Annotated in this window: 18 protein-coding genes and 2 pseudogenes; 9 read left to right on the forward strand and 11 right to left on the reverse strand. The window is 37.4% G+C overall.

The features are described 5' to 3' along the window. Window positions 1-754: 754 nt before the first annotated feature. Both WAX74_RS10265 and WAX74_RS10270 read right to left on the reverse strand, forming a co-directional pair. Entirely contained in the window at window positions 755-1,720 is a 966-nt protein-coding gene (locus WAX74_RS10265) for an aromatic acid exporter family protein (RefSeq protein WP_336497572.1), read from the reverse strand. 152 nt (window positions 1,721-1,872) lie between these two features. Next, on the reverse strand, window positions 1,873-2,442 hold the full coding sequence (locus tag WAX74_RS10270) for an SF0329 family protein (RefSeq protein WP_336497573.1): 570 nt from the start codon (window positions 2,440-2,442) through the stop codon (window positions 1,873-1,875). 367 nt (window positions 2,443-2,809) lie between these two features. Between WAX74_RS10270 and WAX74_RS10275 the strand changes: the two genes are divergently transcribed. Together WAX74_RS10275 and WAX74_RS10280 are read left to right on the forward strand one after the other, a co-directional pair. After that, entirely contained in the window at window positions 2,810-3,037 is a 228-nt protein-coding gene (locus WAX74_RS10275) for a tyrosine-type recombinase/integrase (RefSeq protein ID WP_336497574.1), read from the forward strand. A gap of 265 nt (window positions 3,038-3,302) precedes the next feature. Then, window positions 3,303-4,172 (forward strand): alpha/beta hydrolase, encoded by an 870-nt coding sequence (locus WAX74_RS10280; RefSeq protein WP_336497575.1) that lies wholly within the window; start codon window positions 3,303-3,305, stop codon window positions 4,170-4,172. Window positions 4,173-4,282: 110 nt separating this feature from the next. Here the strand turns inward: WAX74_RS10280 and WAX74_RS10285 are convergent. Then, a pseudogene (locus WAX74_RS10285) lies at window positions 4,283-5,288 on the reverse strand (IS1595 family transposase). Window positions 5,289-5,378: 90 nt separating this feature from the next. Here WAX74_RS10285 and WAX74_RS10290 point away from each other — a divergent pair. The 5 genes and pseudogenes from WAX74_RS10290 to uvsE form a co-directional block, all read left to right on the forward strand. Continuing rightward, window positions 5,379-5,756, forward strand: a pseudogene (locus tag WAX74_RS10290) (tyrosine-type recombinase/integrase); the annotation flags it as partial. Window positions 5,757-6,024: 268 nt separating this feature from the next. After that, complete coding sequence (locus tag WAX74_RS10295) at window positions 6,025-7,815, forward strand: sigma 54-interacting transcriptional regulator (RefSeq protein WP_336497577.1); 1,791 nt, start codon at window positions 6,025-6,027, stop codon at window positions 7,813-7,815. Between the two features lie 148 nt (window positions 7,816-7,963). Beyond that, window positions 7,964-9,163, forward strand: coding sequence for an iron-containing alcohol dehydrogenase (locus WAX74_RS10300; RefSeq protein ID WP_336497578.1), 1,200 nt, complete (start codon window positions 7,964-7,966; stop codon window positions 9,161-9,163). A 54-nt stretch (window positions 9,164-9,217) separates the two neighbouring features. Then, window positions 9,218-10,678, forward strand: coding sequence for a CoA-acylating methylmalonate-semialdehyde dehydrogenase (locus tag WAX74_RS10305; RefSeq protein ID WP_336497579.1), 1,461 nt, complete (start codon window positions 9,218-9,220; stop codon window positions 10,676-10,678). Window positions 10,679-10,954: 276 nt separating this feature from the next. After that, the gene (uvsE, locus tag WAX74_RS10310) at window positions 10,955-11,908 is read left to right on the forward strand and encodes a UV DNA damage repair endonuclease UvsE (RefSeq protein WP_336497580.1); all 954 of its coding nucleotides are present in this window, start codon (window positions 10,955-10,957) and stop codon (window positions 11,906-11,908) included. A gap of 169 nt (window positions 11,909-12,077) precedes the next feature. On the opposite strand, the gene groL is transcribed toward uvsE, so the two are convergent. Beyond that, window positions 12,078-13,709, reverse strand: a complete 1,632-nt coding sequence (gene groL / locus WAX74_RS10315; RefSeq protein ID WP_336497581.1) for a chaperonin GroEL — start codon at window positions 13,707-13,709, stop codon at window positions 12,078-12,080. A gap of 43 nt (window positions 13,710-13,752) precedes the next feature. After that, on the reverse strand, window positions 13,753-14,037 hold the full coding sequence (gene groES, locus WAX74_RS10320) for a co-chaperone GroES (RefSeq protein WP_336497582.1): 285 nt from the start codon (window positions 14,035-14,037) through the stop codon (window positions 13,753-13,755). Between the two features lie 187 nt (window positions 14,038-14,224). Here groES and WAX74_RS10325 point away from each other — a divergent pair, with 187 nt between their 5' ends. After that, a complete protein-coding gene (locus WAX74_RS10325) occupies window positions 14,225-14,938 on the forward strand; it encodes a CPBP family intramembrane glutamic endopeptidase (protein ID WP_336497583.1) in 714 nt (237 codons plus the stop codon). A gap of 271 nt (window positions 14,939-15,209) precedes the next feature. Here the strand turns inward: WAX74_RS10325 and WAX74_RS10330 are convergent, their stop codons facing one another. After that, window positions 15,210-15,851, reverse strand: a complete 642-nt coding sequence (locus WAX74_RS10330; protein ID WP_336497584.1) for a redox-sensing transcriptional repressor Rex — start codon at window positions 15,849-15,851, stop codon at window positions 15,210-15,212. Between the two features lie 109 nt (window positions 15,852-15,960). On the opposite strand from WAX74_RS10330, the gene WAX74_RS10335 reads away from it, so the two are divergent. Beyond that, window positions 15,961-17,895 (forward strand): ABC-F family ATP-binding cassette domain-containing protein, encoded by a 1,935-nt coding sequence (locus tag WAX74_RS10335; protein WP_336497585.1) that lies wholly within the window; start codon window positions 15,961-15,963, stop codon window positions 17,893-17,895. Between the two features lie 175 nt (window positions 17,896-18,070). Here the strand turns inward: WAX74_RS10335 and WAX74_RS10340 are convergent, their stop codons facing one another. From WAX74_RS10340 to tsaE, 5 genes are all read right to left on the reverse strand, one after another. Further along, window positions 18,071-18,397, reverse strand: a complete 327-nt coding sequence (locus tag WAX74_RS10340) for a YnfA family protein (protein ID WP_336497704.1) — start codon at window positions 18,395-18,397, stop codon at window positions 18,071-18,073. Window positions 18,398-18,934: 537 nt separating this feature from the next. Beyond that, window positions 18,935-19,954 carry a tRNA (adenosine(37)-N6)-threonylcarbamoyltransferase complex transferase subunit TsaD gene (tsaD, locus tag WAX74_RS10345; protein ID WP_336497586.1) on the reverse strand — a complete coding sequence of 340 codons (1,020 nt, stop codon included), beginning with the start codon at window positions 19,952-19,954 and terminating at the stop codon, window positions 18,935-18,937. Then, window positions 19,951-20,400, reverse strand: coding sequence for a ribosomal protein S18-alanine N-acetyltransferase (gene rimI / locus WAX74_RS10350; protein WP_336497587.1), 450 nt, complete (start codon window positions 20,398-20,400; stop codon window positions 19,951-19,953). Before rimI ends, tsaD begins: the two co-directional genes overlap by 4 nt. Then, on the reverse strand, window positions 20,390-21,076 hold the full coding sequence (gene tsaB, locus WAX74_RS10355; RefSeq protein ID WP_336497588.1) for a tRNA (adenosine(37)-N6)-threonylcarbamoyltransferase complex dimerization subunit type 1 TsaB: 687 nt from the start codon (window positions 21,074-21,076) through the stop codon (window positions 20,390-20,392). The genes rimI and tsaB overlap by 11 nt, the downstream gene beginning before the upstream one ends. Then, on the reverse strand, window positions 21,073-21,525 hold the full coding sequence (tsaE, locus tag WAX74_RS10360; RefSeq protein WP_336497705.1) for a tRNA (adenosine(37)-N6)-threonylcarbamoyltransferase complex ATPase subunit type 1 TsaE: 453 nt from the start codon (window positions 21,523-21,525) through the stop codon (window positions 21,073-21,075). Before tsaE ends, tsaB begins: the two co-directional genes overlap by 4 nt. Window positions 21,526-21,552 lie beyond the last annotated feature (27 nt).

Below are 21,552 nucleotides of genomic sequence, written 5' to 3' on the forward strand. Positions count from 1 at the left end.
TTAGCATTTCACTTTCACCTTACATACAAACCCATACATATCAAGGGTTGAAGCGGCTTATTACATCAATCATGCCGCCCGTAAGGTGAAAGTGTGTAATTCCTTTAATAATGTGTGCAAAAAGTGCGGTAAATCAGGGTTTCTGCAAATCAGCAGTGTAACATCTTCAACAGGTTTTTACCGTCTTTCACTTGATTGCGTTAGCAAAATGTTAGCACCTAGTAATGCACACCACCTGTTTGGAGTGCTGACCGTAGACAAATAACATTGCGTGCGTGTATTCATCTACATTTTTTATGCACATAATTGTTTGAAGACCCCAACATTTATTGTAGAGCCTAAAAAAGCTGATTGTCTCTTATTCAGAAACAGCCAGTTACACTTTCACAACATTATGATGAAGCCATTGATTCTAAAAGCTCTTGAACGCTGTAACCTTTCGTATAAGGAGCAAACTCGCCGTATACTCTGATAACTGATTGCAAATCTGCCCCTCCCAATACACCTATCTGAAAATCAATTCCACGATTCAACTTTAGATTAATGTAAAATGGAAGTTTTTTATCCTCCTAAAATATAAATAATGTCGTTCAGAGGAATCTCTCAAACCCATTGCTCCTCATGCACCCCAAAACCAGAAAATATATTAAAAATCGAGAGGATATCGACAGATTGTTATACAATCGATATCCGCTGTTTATTTTATGGAATCGTGATGAATCATCTGAATATCCTCTCTCACAAGCTCCTTCCACTATCGACTTCTTTTGGCAAAAAGTTTTTTCTTTATGTTTAGGTAGTTTTTCATTTCATAAATCAAATAAAATAGATTCGCCCGTACTTCAAATTCTTCTCTTGTCTTTGGCAACTCCATCTTGCTGATCAAAGCATTTAATTCCTCTAACTCATTTAATGAAATGTCCGTTGTATCTCCCGAATGAACGTTCCGACTTAAATTCTCCAAGAACTCTGCAAACATTTCTTTCTGTTTGACGTCTAGGCTGGATGAAGAGAAAATAGCAACGATTTTCATCATATGTTTTAGGAGTTCCAGTTGATCCTCTCGCATTTCCAGATAATAATAATCTTTATTTTGTTTTCGCAACAGATGATTTTCTACATCTTGAATGGCAATGCTTTTGGATTGATTAATTAAATCTTCTACCTCAAGTATTTCTTTCCCATCCCAATTTCGCATATTATCCCTTAAATGGGCAGAGAGTTCAAAGAGAAGAATTTCAAACTTTTGTTCAATCTCCTTCTTAAAGTTTTCAATATCTCGCTTGAAATTTGGCATGAAACTATTGACGAGAAGAGCAATTCCCATACCGATTAAAATAATATAGAGCTCGTTCAGAAACATAGCCCAGTTAGCATCCTTTACCGTATAAACATGTAATACGACAACCATACTTGTGACAAAACCACCCTGGATGTGAGCTCTTACGAGGATTGGAACAAATAATAAAATAAATAAGGAAAAGACAATGGGATTATAACCTAATACTTCAAAGAACAAACCACCAAGAATCAAAGATAAAAGAGAGGCAAAGAATTTATCCTTAATTGTAATTAATGTCTTTTTCTTCGTTCTCTCGATACACATAATAACAATAATTGCTGCAAATGTTGCAAATTCCAAATCCAATAAACTCGCAATCCAAATTGCCAGCCCTGCTCCTACAGCAGTCTTTATCGTCCGATAGCCCATACCAATCATAGAAGCACCATCCTATTATTTTCTATGTAAATCCTTGCAGGTTACCTGGTTTACAAACATTCGTGTTAATTCATATATATATATATATATATATATATATATATGTACAATCATACACACCATAACCGGTTGGCATCTAATACTTTTATTTATCATAACGTACTAAGCCGAAGTTCATAAAAATACTGCACAATTGGATGCTTTAACTTCATCTTCTCACTCATGTTTAAAATTCGTTTTTTCCCAACCCGTCTGTCAACCAAAGCTAGAATATTCAATAGGATATCATTGCTCTCTATGCTTTCCTCTATAGAAGTGGATAAAAACTTATTAGCTACAACGATAAAATTTGATTTACTTAATGATGACTGCGCTGACAAAAGCTCCTTTGCATATTCTGATAATTTTCTACTCCTTGCAATTACTTGTAGACGATCCTCCGGAACTATCCCCTTGGTTTCTTTTCTTACCGCTTCAATTTCTTCATTATTGATAGGAATTTGGATATCTGAATCATTCTTAATTTCCAGCTCCGTCTGATACCATCTGATTAAGGTAGTTATATCACTCATATTAAGTACATTCTTTTTATCTACCGCAATATAACAAAGTCCTGCTTTATCAGGTAAATAACGGTAGCTGGTTGCAAGGTATTCAACTCTTCCATATAATGCAGGACAGAGAAAGCTCTCCAGATTTTGCTTCAATTTGCTCCAGGCCATGTAATTCTCCTTAATTTTTATTTTTTAAATATTTATTGAGACAGTCGTTCTAATATCTATAATACAATAACCAACATATCGATCATACTAAATACAAGATTTAAGAGTGACTTGTATTTTTTGATGTATCATTAATAGTGAGCTAGAAAAATTACCAGACTGATTATACAATAACTATAAGTAATATGGTCATTCGGCTTATGACAACAACATTATTTAAATATATCGAGCATATCCCATCAATAATAATCGTCCCTACCACAAAGAATGTCTATCTCCACGTGACAAAAGAAATGAAAAAAGAAGCTTTCCAAAAGTTTGCACGACTAATGAGAAGCCTCAAAAGGATAAGAAAACAATCGAGCAATTGGAGGAAGAAGAAGTCCCAAAATATTTGGAAAAGGAAGAGCTAGCACTCTTTTTAAAAACTGCTAAGGAGCGGGGTCTGGAGTTAGACTACTTAATATTTCTTATCCTATCCTACACAGGAATTAGGGTTGGAGAACTCGTAGCGCTCAAGTGGAAAGATATTGATTTTGTGAATCAGACAATCAGTATTACAAAACGTATTATAATCCCAACAATAATACGGTAAAATTTCTATTAGTAACGCCTAAAACGAAAAAATCCCGACGAAAAGTTGTTGTGGATGAAGATATGATTGGCTATGTTAAAGGAAAAGGTTGATTTATCGTAAAATGCTATGGTCACTTCTACCCTACATTTGGCGTTTAATAATTTCCACCTAAACTGGATATTTATGTTAAAATGAGGATAGGTTTATGAAGGTGACATTTAAACTAATGAAGGGATTAGCTGAAGAAGAGGTAAATCAGCATTCGTTAAAAAGGAGGGATTTTTTGAAAGATATAGAGTTGGAATATAAGGTAGTTGGCAGTGGGAAGTCTATTCTTATCCTAGAAACAGGGATAGGTGGTTCTTTTTATAATTGGTATCCTTTTATTCAAAAAATCAAAGAAGACTTTACGATTGTTATGTACCATAGGGCTGGATATGGAAATAGTCCAGTTTCAAAAGAACTTCGAACAACTAAAAATATTGCTGAGGAACTTTATGAACTTATTGAAAGAATAGGTATCACTGAAAAATTTGTTCTAATTGGTCATTCTTTTGGAGGCTTGTGTGTACAGCAGTTTTCAAAAATGTACCCTAACAAAATAAAGGGACTAATCCTTATAGATTCTACTTCATATAATTTTAACAAATTATACAATCTTGATATACCTGTAATGAATTCCTTAATTTCAATAGATAAGATGATAGAAAACAATATGGAGAACTCTAACAAATCAAAAGAGGAACTGAATATTAAATTCAAGAATATGATTGTTGAATACGAAAAAACTTTACCTTACAGCGAAGCAAAAGATTATGAGGAATTGATAACAAATCCCCTCTTCTCTAAGACAATTGCCAAAGAATTTGAAAACTGGGGAATTAGTAGCAAGAATATATTAGAAATGGGTGATTTTCCTAACATTCCACTAATAGTAATCGCAAGAGATAAAGGAGTATCAGTAAAGGCTTTTGTTGAACATGACATACCTGTGGAAGAAGCAGTTTTATATGAAGATACTTGGCGTGAGTTGCAGATAGAATTATCTCATTCGTCTAAAAAAGGCGAGATAGTTATTGCTGAAGGAAGTGACCATGACGTTCACTTAGACAGACCTGATATTATAATTCAGTGTTTAAAAAGATTTTTATAACAATGAACTTCTAATAGGATAGGTATTAAATGAGCTTGGAGATACATTTCCCCCAGCTCATTTTTATGTATATTCTTATTTGCTATGAAATAACATGTATAATCTTGTCCTCAGAATGCGATGTTTCTCAACCTTAACTTATCTGCGGTTTCCCAAGTCCCGTGAACACTCGCCAAGATAAGCATTTGCTTTTTCTTTCTCAAATCGCTTTCCATTTTCCTATTGTCGAGGAATTGAAACCACACTAAATAAAGTTGTAAATACTTCGTAGAAACCCCATTAAACCGACTTATCCATTTCTTTAAACGGGAATGGTAATTATTAATATTATTGAGGTGGTAGATGCCTTTCTTTACATATTCTTTCTTACTACCGTTTATGATGATGTGCTCCACATCGTTAGTAGAGGTGTAAGATTTGTAAGAATTGTGAGCATCGGAAATAAGCACCGTATCATTCTTAAAATGCGATGTAAGGGTGTTATCAATTTGTTCCATTAGAATTCTACCTGAACCGACTCGCTTTGAAAGGGTCGTTTTGTTTCGGTCTCTAGCTACTAATACACAGACTTGTTCATTGGAAATACCTCTTTTGGTAGCAGAACCGCCACGTTTTCTTGGTTTGCGATTCGGAATAACTCTTCGTCCTTTATGGCTTTCTAAGAAGTATGTTTCATCTACTTCTACTAGTCCTTCAAATATACCGATACTTTCTTTTGCGAGAGCAGTCAGCACTTTATGTTACGTGAGTGATGTCAATTTGTGAAGCTGTTTCACGAAGTGATAGACCATTCAACATACACTCTATAAATGGAATCCATTTATCTGCCTTTTTCGAACGATACATAGGGGAATTGGTCAAATCACAGCTTAATTTATAACAGTCTTTGCACTTATAACGTTGGCGACCATCTCGTTTCCCGTAACGAACCACTGATGTACTTCCACAATGCCGACAATGAAAACCATGAGAAAACTTTCTCTCTCTCAATTCACCGATTAAAGCTCCTTGTTGTGAGGCTGACGGCGAGAAATGGCGAGTTAGATAATCTAAAATGTATTCTTTGTCCTTATCATTCAAGGAAGAAATATTATCTATTATGTTCGTTAAAGTCATTTGAATTGCCCCTTTTGTATTGTATACAGTCAGGATACTACAAAAGAGGACGATTTATTCAAAATCAACCAATAACTTTAACATAGCCATATGATTCAAGCTTTAAAAATTCACAAAGAAAAGCAAGAGAAAATCATTCAACAATTGGGTGATGATTACTATAATCAGGACTTCATCTTTGCAAAAACAGAGCGGCAAGCTGGATATCCGATTGTTATCAAAATGGTACAACTTAGAATGGCAAGACTACTGACACTCGCAGATTTAAATACTGAATTAACCCCACACTCTTTACGACATACACATACATCACTTCTTGCAGAGGCTGGTGTAGCACTTGAACAAATTATGGATAGACTTGGTCATTCAGATGATCAAATCACCAAAAATGTCTATCTCCACGTAACAAAAGAAATGAAAAAAGAAGCTTCCCAAAAGTTTTCACAACTAATGAGAAGCCTCAATTAAAATCCTCTATGTTAGCAAAATATTAGCATTTCACTTCCACCTTACATATAAACACTTATCATTCAAAGGTTCATACTGCTTATTATATCATGCCGCCCGTAAGGTGAAAGTGTGTAATATCTTTCACGAAGTGTTGGAAAAAGTGCGATATATCAAGGTTTTTGAGAATCTAAGTGAACATCTTGTATTAACTATCCGTTAGTTAATCAAACTATTCTAAATTGGTAAATAAAAAGGTATACTAATAGATATTTAATCCAACGAAAAAGTGAAACGAGGTGAGAATATGCTGCAAGGAGAATTACATGAGTTAAAAGTAGAAAATTGGATGTTAAAACTTCCGAATACCGCCAGATTAAGTGATTCAGTTAGAGATACAGCAATAGCACTAACAAAAATGAATGTTGATTGTCTTCCTGTTTTAGGAAATTCCATGAACCCTATTGGAATTATAACGAACAGAATGTTATTGGATGCATTTATTAATGATGGACGCGACGAACCTATTTTAAAATATATGTCTAGAGAAGATTTCTATATTATTTGTCCTCATGATTCCCTTTTGGATATCTATAAATTACCTTATCAGTATTTTTTTGTTGTGAATGAAAAACATATATTGGTTGGAATGTTAACAAGAAATGAAATTATGAAGGGTCTTTCTACTTATATAGAACGAAAAACTCAAGATTTACATACTACTGACATATTGGATATTATCTTAAATAGTGCCTATGAAGGCGTAGCAGTTGTTGATAAGGAAGGAATTATTGTTGAGTTTAATGAAGCTTACAGCCGGTTTATAGGTGTAGATAAAAAAGACGCTATTGGTCGTCCTGTTTCGGAGATTATCGACAATACTAACCTTCATCATACGGTAAAGTCCGGAATTCCTGAACGGGGTGTAATTCAATATATTCAAGGCCAACCAATGGTGGTGCACCGTATTCCATTGTGGAGGGAAGGAGAATTGGTTGGAGCAGTGGGAATGTTGATTTTTGAAGGTGTGACAGAGCTTTATCGTATTTATGAACGTTTTCTGGAAAAAACTCTACAGATCGGAACGATTAAAAGTCAAAAGCTTTTTTCAAATAGAATAGGAAGTAATTCGACCATCGAACAAATTATTGGTACGAATGATTCTATTGCAAGTCTCAAACGTATGACAAGAAAGGTAGCTAAAACGGAAGCTACAGTTTTAATTACAGGAGAAAGCGGTACAGGGAAGGAAATGTTTGCACATAGCATTCATGATCTTAGTCATCATAATCAAGGACCATTTATAAGTGTAAATTGTGGTGCCATTCCTGAACATCTATTTGAGTCAGAGTTATTTGGATATGAAGAAGGTGCTTTTACTGGTGCCAAAAGAGGTGGGAAACCTGGTAAATTTGAATTGGCTGAATCTGGCACGATATTTCTAGATGAGATTGGTGAAATGCCCCAAATGATGCAAACAAAATTACTTCGGGTCTTACAGGAAAAGATGTTTGAACGCGTTGGAGGTATTAAACAAATCCAATTAAAGGCAAGAGTTGTTACAGCAACGAATCGGGATTTAAAGGAAATGGTTCAGTCGGGCACATTTCGGGAGGATTTATATTATCGAATAAATGTGATTGAACTTGCTATCCCACCGCTGAGAAAGAGACAGGAGGATATCCCTATCCTAATATCTCATTACTTAACAGAAATATGTAAGAAATATGAAATGGCGGAGAAAGAAATCACAGATGAGGCAATTTACTCTTTAATGGGTTATGAATGGTATGGAAACATACGGGAACTTGCAAATATCATTGAAAAGTTAGTTATCTTAACAGAGGGAAATACAATTGATTTACGCCATCTTCCTAATTATATAAAGCGTCAGCATTTTTCTCATACCCCTTCCCTATCCCCAATTAATCAAATGAAAAAGGAAGAGGATAATAAAGAAAAAGAAATGATTATTCAACTATTAGAGGAGTCAGCAGGAAATAAATCAAAAGCAGCCGATAAACTGGGAATTCACCGTACGACATTATACAAAAAGTTAAAAAAATACGGATTGCTTTAATCAATCAGTGTAGATTAAAAGCAACATTTTCTACAAAAGTGTAGCTTATTAACTACACTTTTTTATATGAGCGCTTACTATACAGGATTCTATAACTTGGCATCGTTTTTGCATAGTATTCTATGAAGGAGAAAGGGAGGTAATTTAATTGGAAAAACATGCTGTTTTTCGTACACCACAAACAATTCATTATGGTCGAAAAGCGTTTGAAAAAGTGGGTTTGGAAACGTTAGACAGAGGAAAAAAAGCATTAATCATCAGTGATAAAGTGATGGAAAGACTAGGCTATATTGAGGAATGTAGAAATTTACTTTTGAATCTGAATGTTGAAAGCGTTTTCTACACTGGGGTTGATTCCGAACCAACAGATGTTTATGTAGCGGAATCACTGGAAATATTTCAAAAGGAAAACTGCGATGTAATCATTTCGCTTGGTGGCGGAAGCTGTATTGACACAGCAAAGGCAATTTCAGTGTTAGCAACCAATGGTGGTTACATTGGGGATTACATGGGCGGCAAAAAACTTGCTGATAAACAGCCCATCCCCCATATTTCCATTCCGACAACTGCTGGAACTGGTTCAGAGGCAACAGATGCCACCATTATTACGAATACAACCGATGACGTAAAAATGATGATTAAACAACCCGCATTTATGCCGGAAGTTGCCATTGTCGATCCATTATTGACGCTTTCTTCTCCAAAGGGTGTTACAGCAGCTACAGGAGTTGATGCGCTAAGCCATGCAATAGAAGCCTATTTATCAATAAAGGCACAGCCAATGACAGATATGCTTGCACTCTCCGCTATTGAGAAAATAGTAAAAAACTTAAAGATTACCTATGAAGATGGGAAAAACATCGATGCAAGAGAAGCAATGTCTCTAGGGTCCCTACAAGCTGGAATGGCTTTTAGCAATGCATCTGTTTGTCTTGTTCATGGAATGTCCAGACCAATTGGTGCGTTATTTCATGTCCCACATGGTATATCCAACGCCATGCTACTCCCTGCCGTTCTTGACTTTAGTAAAGATGCGTGTATCGCACGCTTAGCCGATTTAGCAAGAATATTTAAATCTGATAGCGGTAATCTTTCCAATGAAGAGGCTGCTGAGCTAACTGTATATGAAGTGAAAAAACTTTGTCAGGAATTAGAGATTCCTAATTTAAAAGGCTGGGGAATCCAACCGGAGGCTTTCAAAAATGCAATTAGTAAAATGGCTGAAGACGCACTGGCAAGTGGCAGTCCCAATAACAATCCAAAAATACCTACCAAACAAGAAATAGAGGCACTTTATGAAGTGTGTTTTGAATATCAATTCAGCTCAGAAAGTATGGTAGCAAAATAAAAAAGTACCTTTATATCGAAAAATAAATCCAAAATTTATTAGGAGGTTTTTCCATTGACACAAACTAAGATAAAAACACTAAAAAACTATGTAGGCGGTAAATGGATAGAAGCAGATACAGATCAATCACTTGAAGTCTATAATCCTGCAACAGGTGAAGTGATTGCCCATGTCCCAATTTCGACGACAAAAGATACAGATCATGCTATTGAGGTTGCCGCAAAAACATTCAAAACTTGGAAAGACGTCCCTGTTCCAAAACGGGCCCGTATTCTATTTAAATTTCAGCAACTATTAGTAGACAATCATGATGAACTTGCTAGATTGATCACAATTGAGAACGGTAAAAATTTGGCGGAAGCATACGGTGAAGTGCAGCGCGGAATTGAAAACGTGGAATTTGCTGCCGGTGCCCCTACATTAATGATGGGTGAATCGCTTCCATCAATTGCTACAGAGTTGGAATCTGGAATATATCGCTATCCAATTGGAGTTATTGCTGGGATTACACCATTTAACTTTCCAATGATGGTGCCTTGCTGGATGTTCCCAATGGCTATTGCTACTGGAAATACATTTGTTATGAAGCCATCAGAGCGCACACCATTACTTGCAAATCGCTTGGCAGAGCTATTTGAAGAAGCAGGTTTACCAGCAGGCGTATTTAATATTGTTCATGGAGCACATGATGTAGTAAATAGTTTATTGGACCATAAGCAAACAGCAGCAATATCTTTTGTTGGATCTCAACCCGTTGCCGAGTATGTCTACAAACGAGGAACAAGTAATTTGAAACGTGTTCAGGCCCTAGCAGGAGCAAAAAATCATTCCATCGTTTTACGTGATGCGAATTTGGAAAATGCTACAACACAAATTATGAATGCTGCATTTGGCTCTGCTGGAGAACGTTGTATGGCAGCTTCTGTAGTAGCTGTAGAAGATTCAATAGCGGATGAGTTTATTGAATTACTTACAGAGAAAGCGAACCAAATTCAAATTGGAAACGGATTGGATGAAGGGATATTCCTTGGACCTGTCATTCGTGACAATCATAAAGCGCGTACACTGGACTATATCGAAAGTGGCGAAAAAGAAGGAGCTAAACTTGTCCGTGATGGTCGTCTGGATGAAGCGGCAAAACAAGAAGGATATTTTGTAGGGCCTACTATCTTTGATAATGTAACTTCAGAAATGAAGATATGGCAGGAGGAAATTTTTGCGCCAGTGTTGTCGATTTCAAGAGTGCAGAACCTCGAAGATGCAATTCATTTAACCAATCAATCACGTTTTGCGAATGGTGCTTGTATCTTTACAAATGATGGTGGAAGTGTTCGGAAGTTCCGGGAAACAATCGATGCAGGTATGTTAGGAGTAAATATTGGTGTCCCCGCACCAATGGCTTTCTTCCCATTCTCTGGGTGGAAAGATTCCTTCTATGGAGATCTACATGCAAATGGAAAAGATGGAGTGCAATTTTATACACGAAAAAAAGTGATCACTACAAAGTGGGTATAATATTTTCACAGCAAAGAAGCTATGGCATTCAGTCATAGCTTCTTTGTTGTCCCAACATTTACTGGCAAGATTATAGTCGTTTATAGGTCAGGCATAAGGAGAAAAATGGAAATACAAGAAATGCAGCAATGATAATTTTCCTATTCTCATTTTGTGTATACATAAATGCATTTCTGCAGAAAATAAACTAGAATATACTGCTTTTGCCTTAATGTTTAAAGTCTCTCTATCAGATTAGAGCTCAATATCAAAGGATTAAATAAAGGGGAAAAGTAGATGAAGATTCGGTTCGGTTATGTAGCAAATGCATTAGGCTTATGGGATGCAAGCCCCTCAAAAACATTAACATTTACACGGTATTCAACGCTTCCTAAAAACGGAAGAATGGAAAAATTGAAGTTTGTAACAGCACAAAATTTACATCATACAAAAAGAATTTTGTATTATAATATCGCCCATGAAATAGAACTATACCGATTTTCAAGCTCACTTGTCCCATTAGCAACCCATCCGGAAGTGATGTGGGATTTCCTAACTCCATTCAAAAAGGAATGGGAAGAAATTGGTGATATTATCCGACATTTTAATCTTAGAGTAAGCTTTCATCCAAATCAATTTACACTTTTCACTAGCCCAAGAGAAGAAGTAACCATAAATGCAGTAAAAGATATGGAATATCATTTTAGAATGCTCCAAGCAATGAATGCCCTCGATTACGGATTAATTAATATTCATATTGGTGGAGCCTATGGGGATAAAAGTAATGCCATAAACCGTTTCCATCAAAATCTAAAAAAATTACCAAAGGAAATCAAGAAGCATATGACCCTAGAAAATGATGATAAAACGTACGATATTAAGGAAACACTCATTACTTGTGAAAAGGAAAACATACCAATGGTACTGGATTATCATCACTATATGGCGAATAACATGGAGGGTGAGCTCCCTCTTTACTTACCCCATATATTTGAAACTTGGAATAACGTTAGTATTGTACCGAAAGTCCACATTTCTTCACCAAAATCTGATCAAGCCTATCGTTCCCATGCTGATTTTGTTTCCTTAAACTTTATCCTCCCCTTCTTAAAGATGGCAAAGGAGCTTAATCAGGACTTTGACATAATGATAGAAGCAAAACAAAAGAACCTTGCCATGCAAAGACTTGTAGAGGAAATAGCTGCAATTCGTGGAGTCAAACGTATTTCGAGCTCTTCTGTGGAATGGTAACCATTGAGGACTGCATAAAAGTGAAACTCAATATAAAAAAAGAAGCCCCCCAAAAGTTTAGTCAACTTTTGAGAAGCCTCCGGTAATTTAAATATTTATTAGCAAAATGTTAGTATTTCACTCTCATCTTACTTATAAACCCATACATATCAAGGGTTGAAGCGGCTTATTACATCATGCCGCCCATTCCGCCCATGTCAGGCATACCCATGCCGCCGCCTGCTGGTTCAGGGATGTCTGCTACTACTGCTTCTGTAGTTAAGAATAGAGAAGCTACAGATGCAGCGTTTTGAAGAGCTGAACGAGTTACTTTAGTTGGATCTACGATACCAGCATCCATCATGTTTACCCATTCGCCTGTTGCTGCGTTGAAACCAGTACCGATTTCTTCGCGTTTTAGACGATCCACAACGATTGATCCTTCTAGACCAGCGTTGTTTGCGATTTGACGAACTGGTTCTTCTAATGCACGAAGTACGATTCTTAGACCCGTTGCTACGTCGCCTTCTTTTGTTTCAGCTAGTTCAGCTACTTTGTTGTATACGTTCACTAGTGCTGTACCACCACCAGATACGATACCTTCTTCAACAGCTGCACGAGTTGCGTTTAGAGCATCTTCAATACGAAGTTTGCGTTCTTTTAGTTCTGTTTCTGTTGCTGCTCCGACTTTAACAACTGCTACACCACCAGCAAGTTTAGCAAGGCGTTCTTGTAGTTTTTCTTTATCGAATTCAGAAGTAGTTTCTTCTAATTGAACACGGATTTGAGCTACGCGACTAGCAATGCGTTCTGATTCCCCGTTACCTTCAACGATTGTTGTGTTGTCTTTTGTTACAACAACTTTAGAAGCGCGTCCAAGTTGCGTAATGTTTGTAGATTTTAAATCTAATCCTAAGTCTTCTGTAATTACTTCAGCGCCAGTTAGGATAGCGATATCCTCAAGCATTGCTTTACGACGGTCACCGAATCCTGGAGCTTTTACTGCTACAGCATTGAATGTTCCACGAAGTTTGTTAACAACTAGAGTAGCCAAAGCTTCTCCTTCAATATCTTCTGAGATTAATAAAAGAGGTTTACCTTGTTGTACTACTTGCTCAAGTACAGGAAGAATTTCTTGGATGCTTGAGATTTTTTTATCTGTAATTAAGATATATGGATTATCAAGCACTGCTTCCATTTTATCTGTGTTTGTTGCCATATACGCAGAAGTATATCCGCGGTCGAATTGCATACCTTCTACCACGTCAAGCTCTGTAGTAAATCCTTTAGATTCTTCGATTGTAATAACACCATCGTTCCCAACGCGTTCCATTGCTTCTGCGATTAATTCGCCTACTTCATTATCACCAGAAGAAATTGCAGCAACTTGAGCGATAGACTCTTTGCCTTCGATTTCTTTAGAGATTGCTTTTAACTCAGTAACTGCAGCTGCAACTGCTAGGTCAATCCCTTTACGGATTCCTACTGGATTTGCTCCTGCTGTTACGTTTTTCAATCCTTCACGGATCATAGATTGTGCCAAAACAGTAGCAGTTGTAGTACCGTCACCAGCGATATCATTAGTTTTAGAAGCAACTTCTGCAACTAATTTTGCACCCATGTTTTCAAATGCATCTTCTAATTCGATATCTTTTGCAATTGTTACACCATCATTTGTAATAAGTGGTGAGCCAAATTTTTTCTCAAGAACAACATTACGTCCTTTTGGTCCAAGTGTTACTTTTACAGCATCTGCAAGTTTATCTACCCCACGTAGCATTGCACTACGAGCGTCTTCACTGAATTTAATTTCTTTTGCCATGATTTAATAACCTCCTAATGATTAATTATTAATTCGTTTTTTATTAGCCAATTACAGCTAGTACATCGCTTTCGCGTAATATTAAATATTCGGTATTTTCATATTTCACTTCTGTGCCTGAGTATTTAGAGAAGATGATACGGTCTCCTTCATTCACGTCTAACTCGACGCGAGTCCCGTTTTCAAGTACTCGTCCAGTACCTACAGCAACAACTTTTCCTTCTTGTGGCTTCTCTTTAGCAGAGTCTGGAAGTACGATGCCAGATGCTGTTTTTTCTTCAGCTTCGATTAATTCGATTACGATACGATCTCCTAATGGTCTTAACAAGTGAAACTACCTCCCTAAAATAGTAAAATTTAATATTATTAGCACTCTATCTCTTTGAGTGCTAACACACTTATAATAATAATTAAACACAGAACATTTTGCAAGTGAGAAGGTGTTAATTTTTTCTTTTATTGCTTTTTTCCTTTACAATAAAAAGAGAATTGTGATCTAGAAAGGAACTAAATGAATGAAACAACAAAAAACAGGCTTGTATATTTTAATTGTTTACTGCGTGATGCAACTTTCTGGAGCAATCTTTGCACCACTTTTACTTATACTATTTAAGTCTATGGACGTAAAAAATCCTCCATTGGTTGCTTCTGGATGGTGGGTATTCCTAAGTATGGGAATTGCTACACTGATAACACTCCTTTTAATTAGAAAAAATAATAACTTTTTACGTCCCTTTAAAGGAAAACCGTCTCCTCTTTGGAAAACAATCGGCTGGGGAATCATCGGGTTCTTTCTCGTTTTCTTAGGGCAAGGTGTCGCAGCTACGATTGAACTCAAATTAGGTGTTGAACCTGGATCCGAAAATACAGCGCAATTTATAGAAATAGCACACGCTGTTCCATGGGCAATCTTTTCAATTGTAATTTTCGCTCCTATATTAGAGGAACTCATTTTCCGCCGTATCATTTTCGGCTCTTTATATCCAAAGACAAATTTCTTCGTCGCCGCATCTGTCAGTGCGATTGTCTTTGCAATCATTCACTTTGACTTTACGCACATCCTACTATATGCGGTTTCTGGGTTTATATTCGCTTTTATTTATCACAAGACAAAGCGAATAGTGGCATCGATTATTTCCCACATGTTATTAAATGGGTTTGTTGTCCTCTTCCAGTTTTACGGAGAAACAATCCAAAAGTTTTTAGAAACATACTCTCAAATGCCATAAAGAAAAGCGCAAGCGCCTATGAAGGGGAATACAGTCTAAGTTCGCGACATCGTGGTGCTCCTGCGCAAGCTCGTCGCAAAATAAAAGAACATTTCGCAACGACTGTATGACCCACTTCGTGTGGGCCTCCGACAAGCAAATGTTCTTCCCACAAAGAAGTCGTTCTTTGACTTCGTTGGGGGAAGGTTATTTGACCTCGAGGGGCTAGGCGCTGGAGCTGGACATAAATAAAAGCCTTCGACCCATCAGTATTGGGTAGAAGGCTTTCGTTTTATTCGCTATATTCATTTCTAATTAAATAAATAAGGGTTTGCACTTCGACAGACAAATCAATCGTATGAACCCGAATTGTATCTGGTACTGTCAAACGAATAGGGGTAAAGTTAAGAATCCCTTTAATATTCGTTTTTGCTAATCGATCCGCTACTTCTTGAGCAGAACGGCTTGGAACGGTACATATAACCAACTCAATACCATGTTCCTCGAGCTTCGTCTCCATAACACTCGGATGATAAACTGGAATATCACTTACCATCATTCCTTCAATAGGTGCTTTTGTATCAAAAGCTACAACAATCTTAGTATTATGGTTTTTTTGAAAGTTATATTTTAGAAAAGCAGTTCCTAAACTACCAACTCCAATAAGAGCCACATTTGCAGCTTCATCTTGGTCGAGCGTTTTTCGAAAAAATTGGAGTAAATTAGCGACATCGTAACCATAGCCTTTTTTGCCAAGTGCTCCAAAGTGCGAGAAATCTCTTCGAATTGTTGCTGAATCTATTTTCATTGCATCGCTTAATTCTTGTGACGATACTCTTTTATGTCCAGCATTATGAAAACTTTGTAAAAATCTATAATATAATGGAAGCCTCTTCGTTGTTGCTTGAGGAATTCTCGGTAGTTCAGGTTTCATCAAAAACCCTCCAATTTCTTACTTAACATTCATCTCATTATAAAGCTATAGCGTTGCAACGACAAGACCTATCTATTACACTTAATATAGAATTGAGGTGCGAATCATCGTGATTGTTTTACAAGTAAATCAAGTAACAAAATCCTTTAATGGAGAAGATATATTAACAAACGTAAAGTTAGAGGTTCAGGATCGGGATCGAGTAGCTCTCGTTGGTCGAAACGGTGCCGGAAAATCTACATTACTTAAAATAATTGCTGGAGAAATGTCGTATGATTCCGGCGATATTATTATGCCAAAGAACATTCGATTAGGATACTTAGAACAACATGCCGGACTGGAATCCAAGCTTTCCATCTGGGAAGAAATGAAGTCTATCTTTAATCATCTAATCGAATCTGAAAAAGAGCTTCGATCATTAGAAACGCAAATGGCGGATCCTTCTGTTTATGAAGACGCCGATGCCTATGCACGAGTTGCTGCTGCATACGATGAACTACAGCTAGCTTTCAATGAAGCTGGTGGTTATCGATACGAATCAGACATTCGTTCTATTTTACACGGAATGCGGTTTTTTCCTGATGATTATGATAAGCCTGTAACAGCATTATCTGGTGGTCAAAAGACTAGATTGGCACTAGCTAAGATGCTGCTGAGCAAACCAGATTTACTCATATTGGATGAGCCGACCAACCACTTAGACATTGAAACACTAAACTTTTTGGAAAACTACTTAAAAAACTATAGCGGTGCAATCTTGATTGTATCCCATGATCGTTACTTTTTAGATCAAGTAGTGAACTTTGTATATGAAGTGTCTCGTCATAATGTCACTAGATATGTCGGCAACTATAGTAACTATCTAGACCAAAAAGCAAAGAATTATGAACTTGATAAAAAAATGTACGAAAAACAGCAAGAGGAAAAAGCTAAACTAGAAGACTTCGTAAATCGAAATTTAGCTCGTGCTTCCACAACAAAAATGGCACAGTCCAGACGTAAGGTAATTGAAAAAACGGACTGGATGGATTCACCGGACGGCGATGAAAAATCTGCTTCTTTCGGCTTTACGATTGATCGACCAAGCGGAAACGACGTTCTTCGACTAGAAGAGGTTTCTGTTGGATACCCAGGAAAAACGGTTTCTTCCAACATATCCTTTTCGGTTTATAAACAGGACCGTATAGCACTTGTTGGACCTAATGGTGTCGGTAAGTCTACCCTACTGAAAACCATTATGAAACAATTAGAGGATGCAGGCGGTAAAATTCAGTACGGCACAAACGTCCAATTTGGATACTACGATCAAGAACAAGCAGCGCTTACTGGCAATAAAACAGCTCTTCTTGAATTGTGGGATGAATGGCCGCTCATGAATGAAAAGGATGTACGCACTGTTTTGGGCCGCTTCCTATTTAGTGGTGACGATGTTCAAAAAACCGTGTCAACCTTATCTGGTGGAGAGAAAGCTAGACTTGCACTAGCCAAGCTAATGCTGTTAAAAGCAAATACGTTAGTATTGGATGAGCCGACCAACCATTTAGATTTAGACAGTAAAGAAGTACTCGAGAATGCATTACTCGATTTTCCAGGAACAATTCTTTTCGTCTCGCATGACCGTTACTTCATTAATAGAATAGCTACGAAAGTTATTGAATTATCTAATGATAACGCTGCGCTTTTCTTAGGCGATTACGATTACTATTTAGAAAAGAAACTCGAATTAGAAGAGTTGGCACTGGAGAGTGCAGGCGCAATTGAAAAAGCGGTTGTCGTGAAGCCAAGCACGTCTACAATTGATAAAGAAGCGAAGAAAAAAGAACGTCAGCTTCGAAGACAACTGGAAGAACTAGAATCACAAATACCATTAGTGGATACAGAGATTGCTTCTATTGAAGAAAAACTCTGTGACCCGGAGATCTTCCAAGACCACGAAGCTGTACAGCAATTGCAAAAAGAGTTGGATCAATTAAAAGAAAAACAAGACGATTTGTCCAATGAATGGTTAGAATTACAGGAGCAATTAGAGGAAATCGTTTCATAAGAATGAGTAGTGTAAACCACGCGGATGGTTTACACTACTTTTTTATTATGTATTAAGGAACCATCCGATTATTATGGTTAGCCATCCGATTATTGCTTATAACCATCCGATTATTTTGATAAACCATCCGATTATCGCTCTGAACCATCCGATTGCTTGTTTTACACCCCATATTTTAATGGCGTGGAGCAAAAAGAATTACTAACACACCAACCAAGCATATACCTGCACCAACCCAGTCATAAAAATCTGGTGTTTTTTTATCAATTCCCCAGCCCCATAATATAGAAAGAACAATAAACACACCACCATAAGCAGCATAAACTCTGCCAAACGATGGGAAGGTTTGAAATGTAGCAATGACTCCATATAAAGCTAATGCTACTCCTCCAAAGACACCCCAATAATACGGCTTACCTTCTCTTAACCAAAGCCATATGAGATAACCACCACCAATTTCAGCCAATCCTGCAAGTATAAATAATGCAATTGCATAAAAAATTGAAATCACGTCCTTAAATCAAATTATATTTTTCATCACTTCACAATAACAAAATTTTAAAGTACTCACCGAAACACTAGTTCTATGTAAAGACTAATTAAGCGTTTGTTCTCTACTCTTCAATAAATTATTTATAATATCTCACTAATTGTCGAGTCATTAAACTTTGCCAATTACTTTTTGTCGATTCATGCCCATATATGTTGGTCAAGTACAAATTTTTATTAATTTTTTTCCACAAATTTATTCACATAAAAAACCAAGTAATACCAACATATCAACAGACTTATACACATTGTCCACAGATTTCAAATACAGTTTTCCACAACAGTGTGTATAAATGTGACACTATATATTGAAATCCTCCAACTTATGCACATCTTATCCACAAATTGTGCATAAGTACGAATGTTCTCTATTGACATATGGGAAAAAAACTGTTAAAAAAATCCCCTTTTCTTGTCGAAGAAAAGAGGATATTTGAATAAACTTCACATTAGAGGCACGCCTTACAAGCGAAGTGCTAACAGTCTGAAATCAGTTCCAACTATTCAATTCCATTCCTGGTCGGCCATTCATCGACATATCCCCAAGTTGACCTGCCGCAAACTTCGAGTTTCCTGCTGCCGCAATCATTGCTGCATTATCTGTGCACAATGAGATTGGTGGCACGTTAAACGGAATGTTCTCTTTCGCAAATGTTTCTTCTAATGATTTTCGAAGTCCTTTATTTGCTGCTACTCCACCTGCTGCAATGACTTGTTTTACATTAAACTCACGTGCTGCTCTTAGTGTTTTTGCAGTCAACACTTCAATTACACTCTCTTGGAAGCCTGCTGCTAGATGGTTTGGATTAATTTCCTCCCCACGCTGCTCCGCATTATGCTGATAGTTAATAACTGCAGATTTCAATCCACTAAAGCTAAAATCGTATGACCCTTCTTCCAGCCAAGCCCTAGGAAACGGTACTGCCCCGTCACTTTCATTCGCAAGTCGATCGATATGTGGTCCTCCTGGATAAGGAAGATTTAAAACACGAGCAACCTTATCGTAAGCTTCCCCTGCTGCATCGTCTCGTGTTTCACCAATTAACTCGAACTGACCGTCTTCCTTCATTAATACAAGCTCGGTATGTCCACCTGATACAACTAATGCTAGAAGCGGAAACTCCATCGGCTGAACGAGTGCATTGGCATAAATATGACCGGCGATATGATGCACGCCCACTAGTGGAAGTCCATTTGCAAAGGCAAAAGCTTTTGCCGCATTTATTCCAATTAAGAGCGCACCTACTAGTCCTGGCCCTTCCGTTACTGCTACGGCATCCAAATCTTTTGGTGTCATATTTGCTTTCTTCAACGCTTCTTCGATGACAATGGTGATTTGCTCCACATGGTGTCTTGAAGCGATTTCTGGAACCACTCCACCAAAACGTTTATGGCTTTCGATTTGGGAAGCGACTACATTTGAAATAATTTCATGGCCGTTTTTCACTATGGAAGCTGCTGTTTCGTCGCAGCTCGTTTCTATTCCTAATATATATTGATCTTTTGTCATTTAAATTCCACCCACATCACAAGAGCATCCTCCTGTGTATCTGTATAATAATTTTTTCGGATACCGCCATCTTGGAAACCTAATTTATAATATAAGTTTTTAGCAACATCATTCGAAACACGGACTTCCAACGTCATAAGAACTACCTCATGTTCAAGAACCACACGAATAGCTTCTCGCATCAGGCCTTCTCCAATTTTCCTACCACGCATCTTTTCAGTGACTGCTACATTCGTAATATGGCTCTCATCCATGACGATCCACATTCCGCAGTAGCCGACAATTTCTTTTTCTTCTGTCTCTGCCACAATATAATACGAGTACAAATTAGTCGTCATTTCATGTGCGAACGCTTCTCTTGTCCAAGGAAGCGTGAAAGCTTCTTGCTCTATTCGTAAGATTTGATCGATATCCTCTATAGTCATTCTTCGATAATTAATTTCCATTTTTCTTCTGCTCTTTCATCCAATTAGCCTCAGCTTCTGTTACACGCAAATACTCCGGTACAGTCGTGTGCACATCAGATGCTTCTTGATTTTTCGCAAGTTCAACTAAAACGGCTGCACTCGGCAAATTAAATGCTGCATTCACCCGTTGCACCTTATCTCCAAGTACTTCTTTAATTTGTTCCCAGTGAATCACTACATCCATTCCTACAAATAAAACCGGTTGCCCCATCTCATCCACTGTTTGAAGTAGCTCCGCTAGCGACATATGCGCCTCCTTCACTACTTCTCCACTCACATAAATGCCCGCAAACACATTACCGCGTCTTGCATCCATAATGGAACAAACTACGCCGGAAAAGAACGGTACATTTCCAGCTATCACTTGTAAACTCGATATTGAAACTATCGGGATATTCAACGTCCATGCAAGTGTCTTTCCAATCGTTACTCCAATTCGCACGCCTGTATAAGACCCTGGACCGTTCGCTACAGCAATTGCATCAATTTCATTTGGCTTAATATCTGCCTTTTTTAATAATTCTTCAATTGCTGGCATCGTTCCGATTGAATGAGTAATTTTAAGCGACGACTTGTACTCTGCAAGCACTTGATCGTCCTTCACTATAGCAATCGCAAGTGGGGTATGTGATGTATCTATTCCTAACCAAATCATTCAAAAAGCTCCTCGCATAATTGTTCATAACGTTTTCCAAACGGAGTAAACGTAAACTTTCTCTTCTCGTCTTCCAAACGCAGAATCTGAATCGCCAATCGCTCTGGCGGTAAATCTGCTTCTATTAAATTGGCCCACTCGATAATACTTACCGCGTCCCCGTAAAACAACTCGTCCCATCCTAAATCCTCATCACTATCAGCCAATCGATAGACATCCAAATGATTCAAAGGAAGTCGACCTTCATATTGCTTCAATATCGTAAACGTCGGAGAATTCACATTCCGTGTGATGCCAAGTCCTTTAGCAACACTTTTCGTAAAGGTCGTTTTGCCTGCTCCCAAATCGCCTTCTAACGTGAGCACATCTGCCGGTTCTAGAATAGCAGATAGCTGATGCGCAAGTTCCTCTGTTTCTTGCTCCGAATTAATTATACGCTCATACATCATCAGTAGCTGTCCTTTCAAGTACATAAC

The organism is Psychrobacillus mangrovi (assembly GCF_037104765.1).
Lineage (GTDB): Bacteria > Bacillota > Bacilli > Bacillales_A > Planococcaceae > Psychrobacillus > Psychrobacillus mangrovi.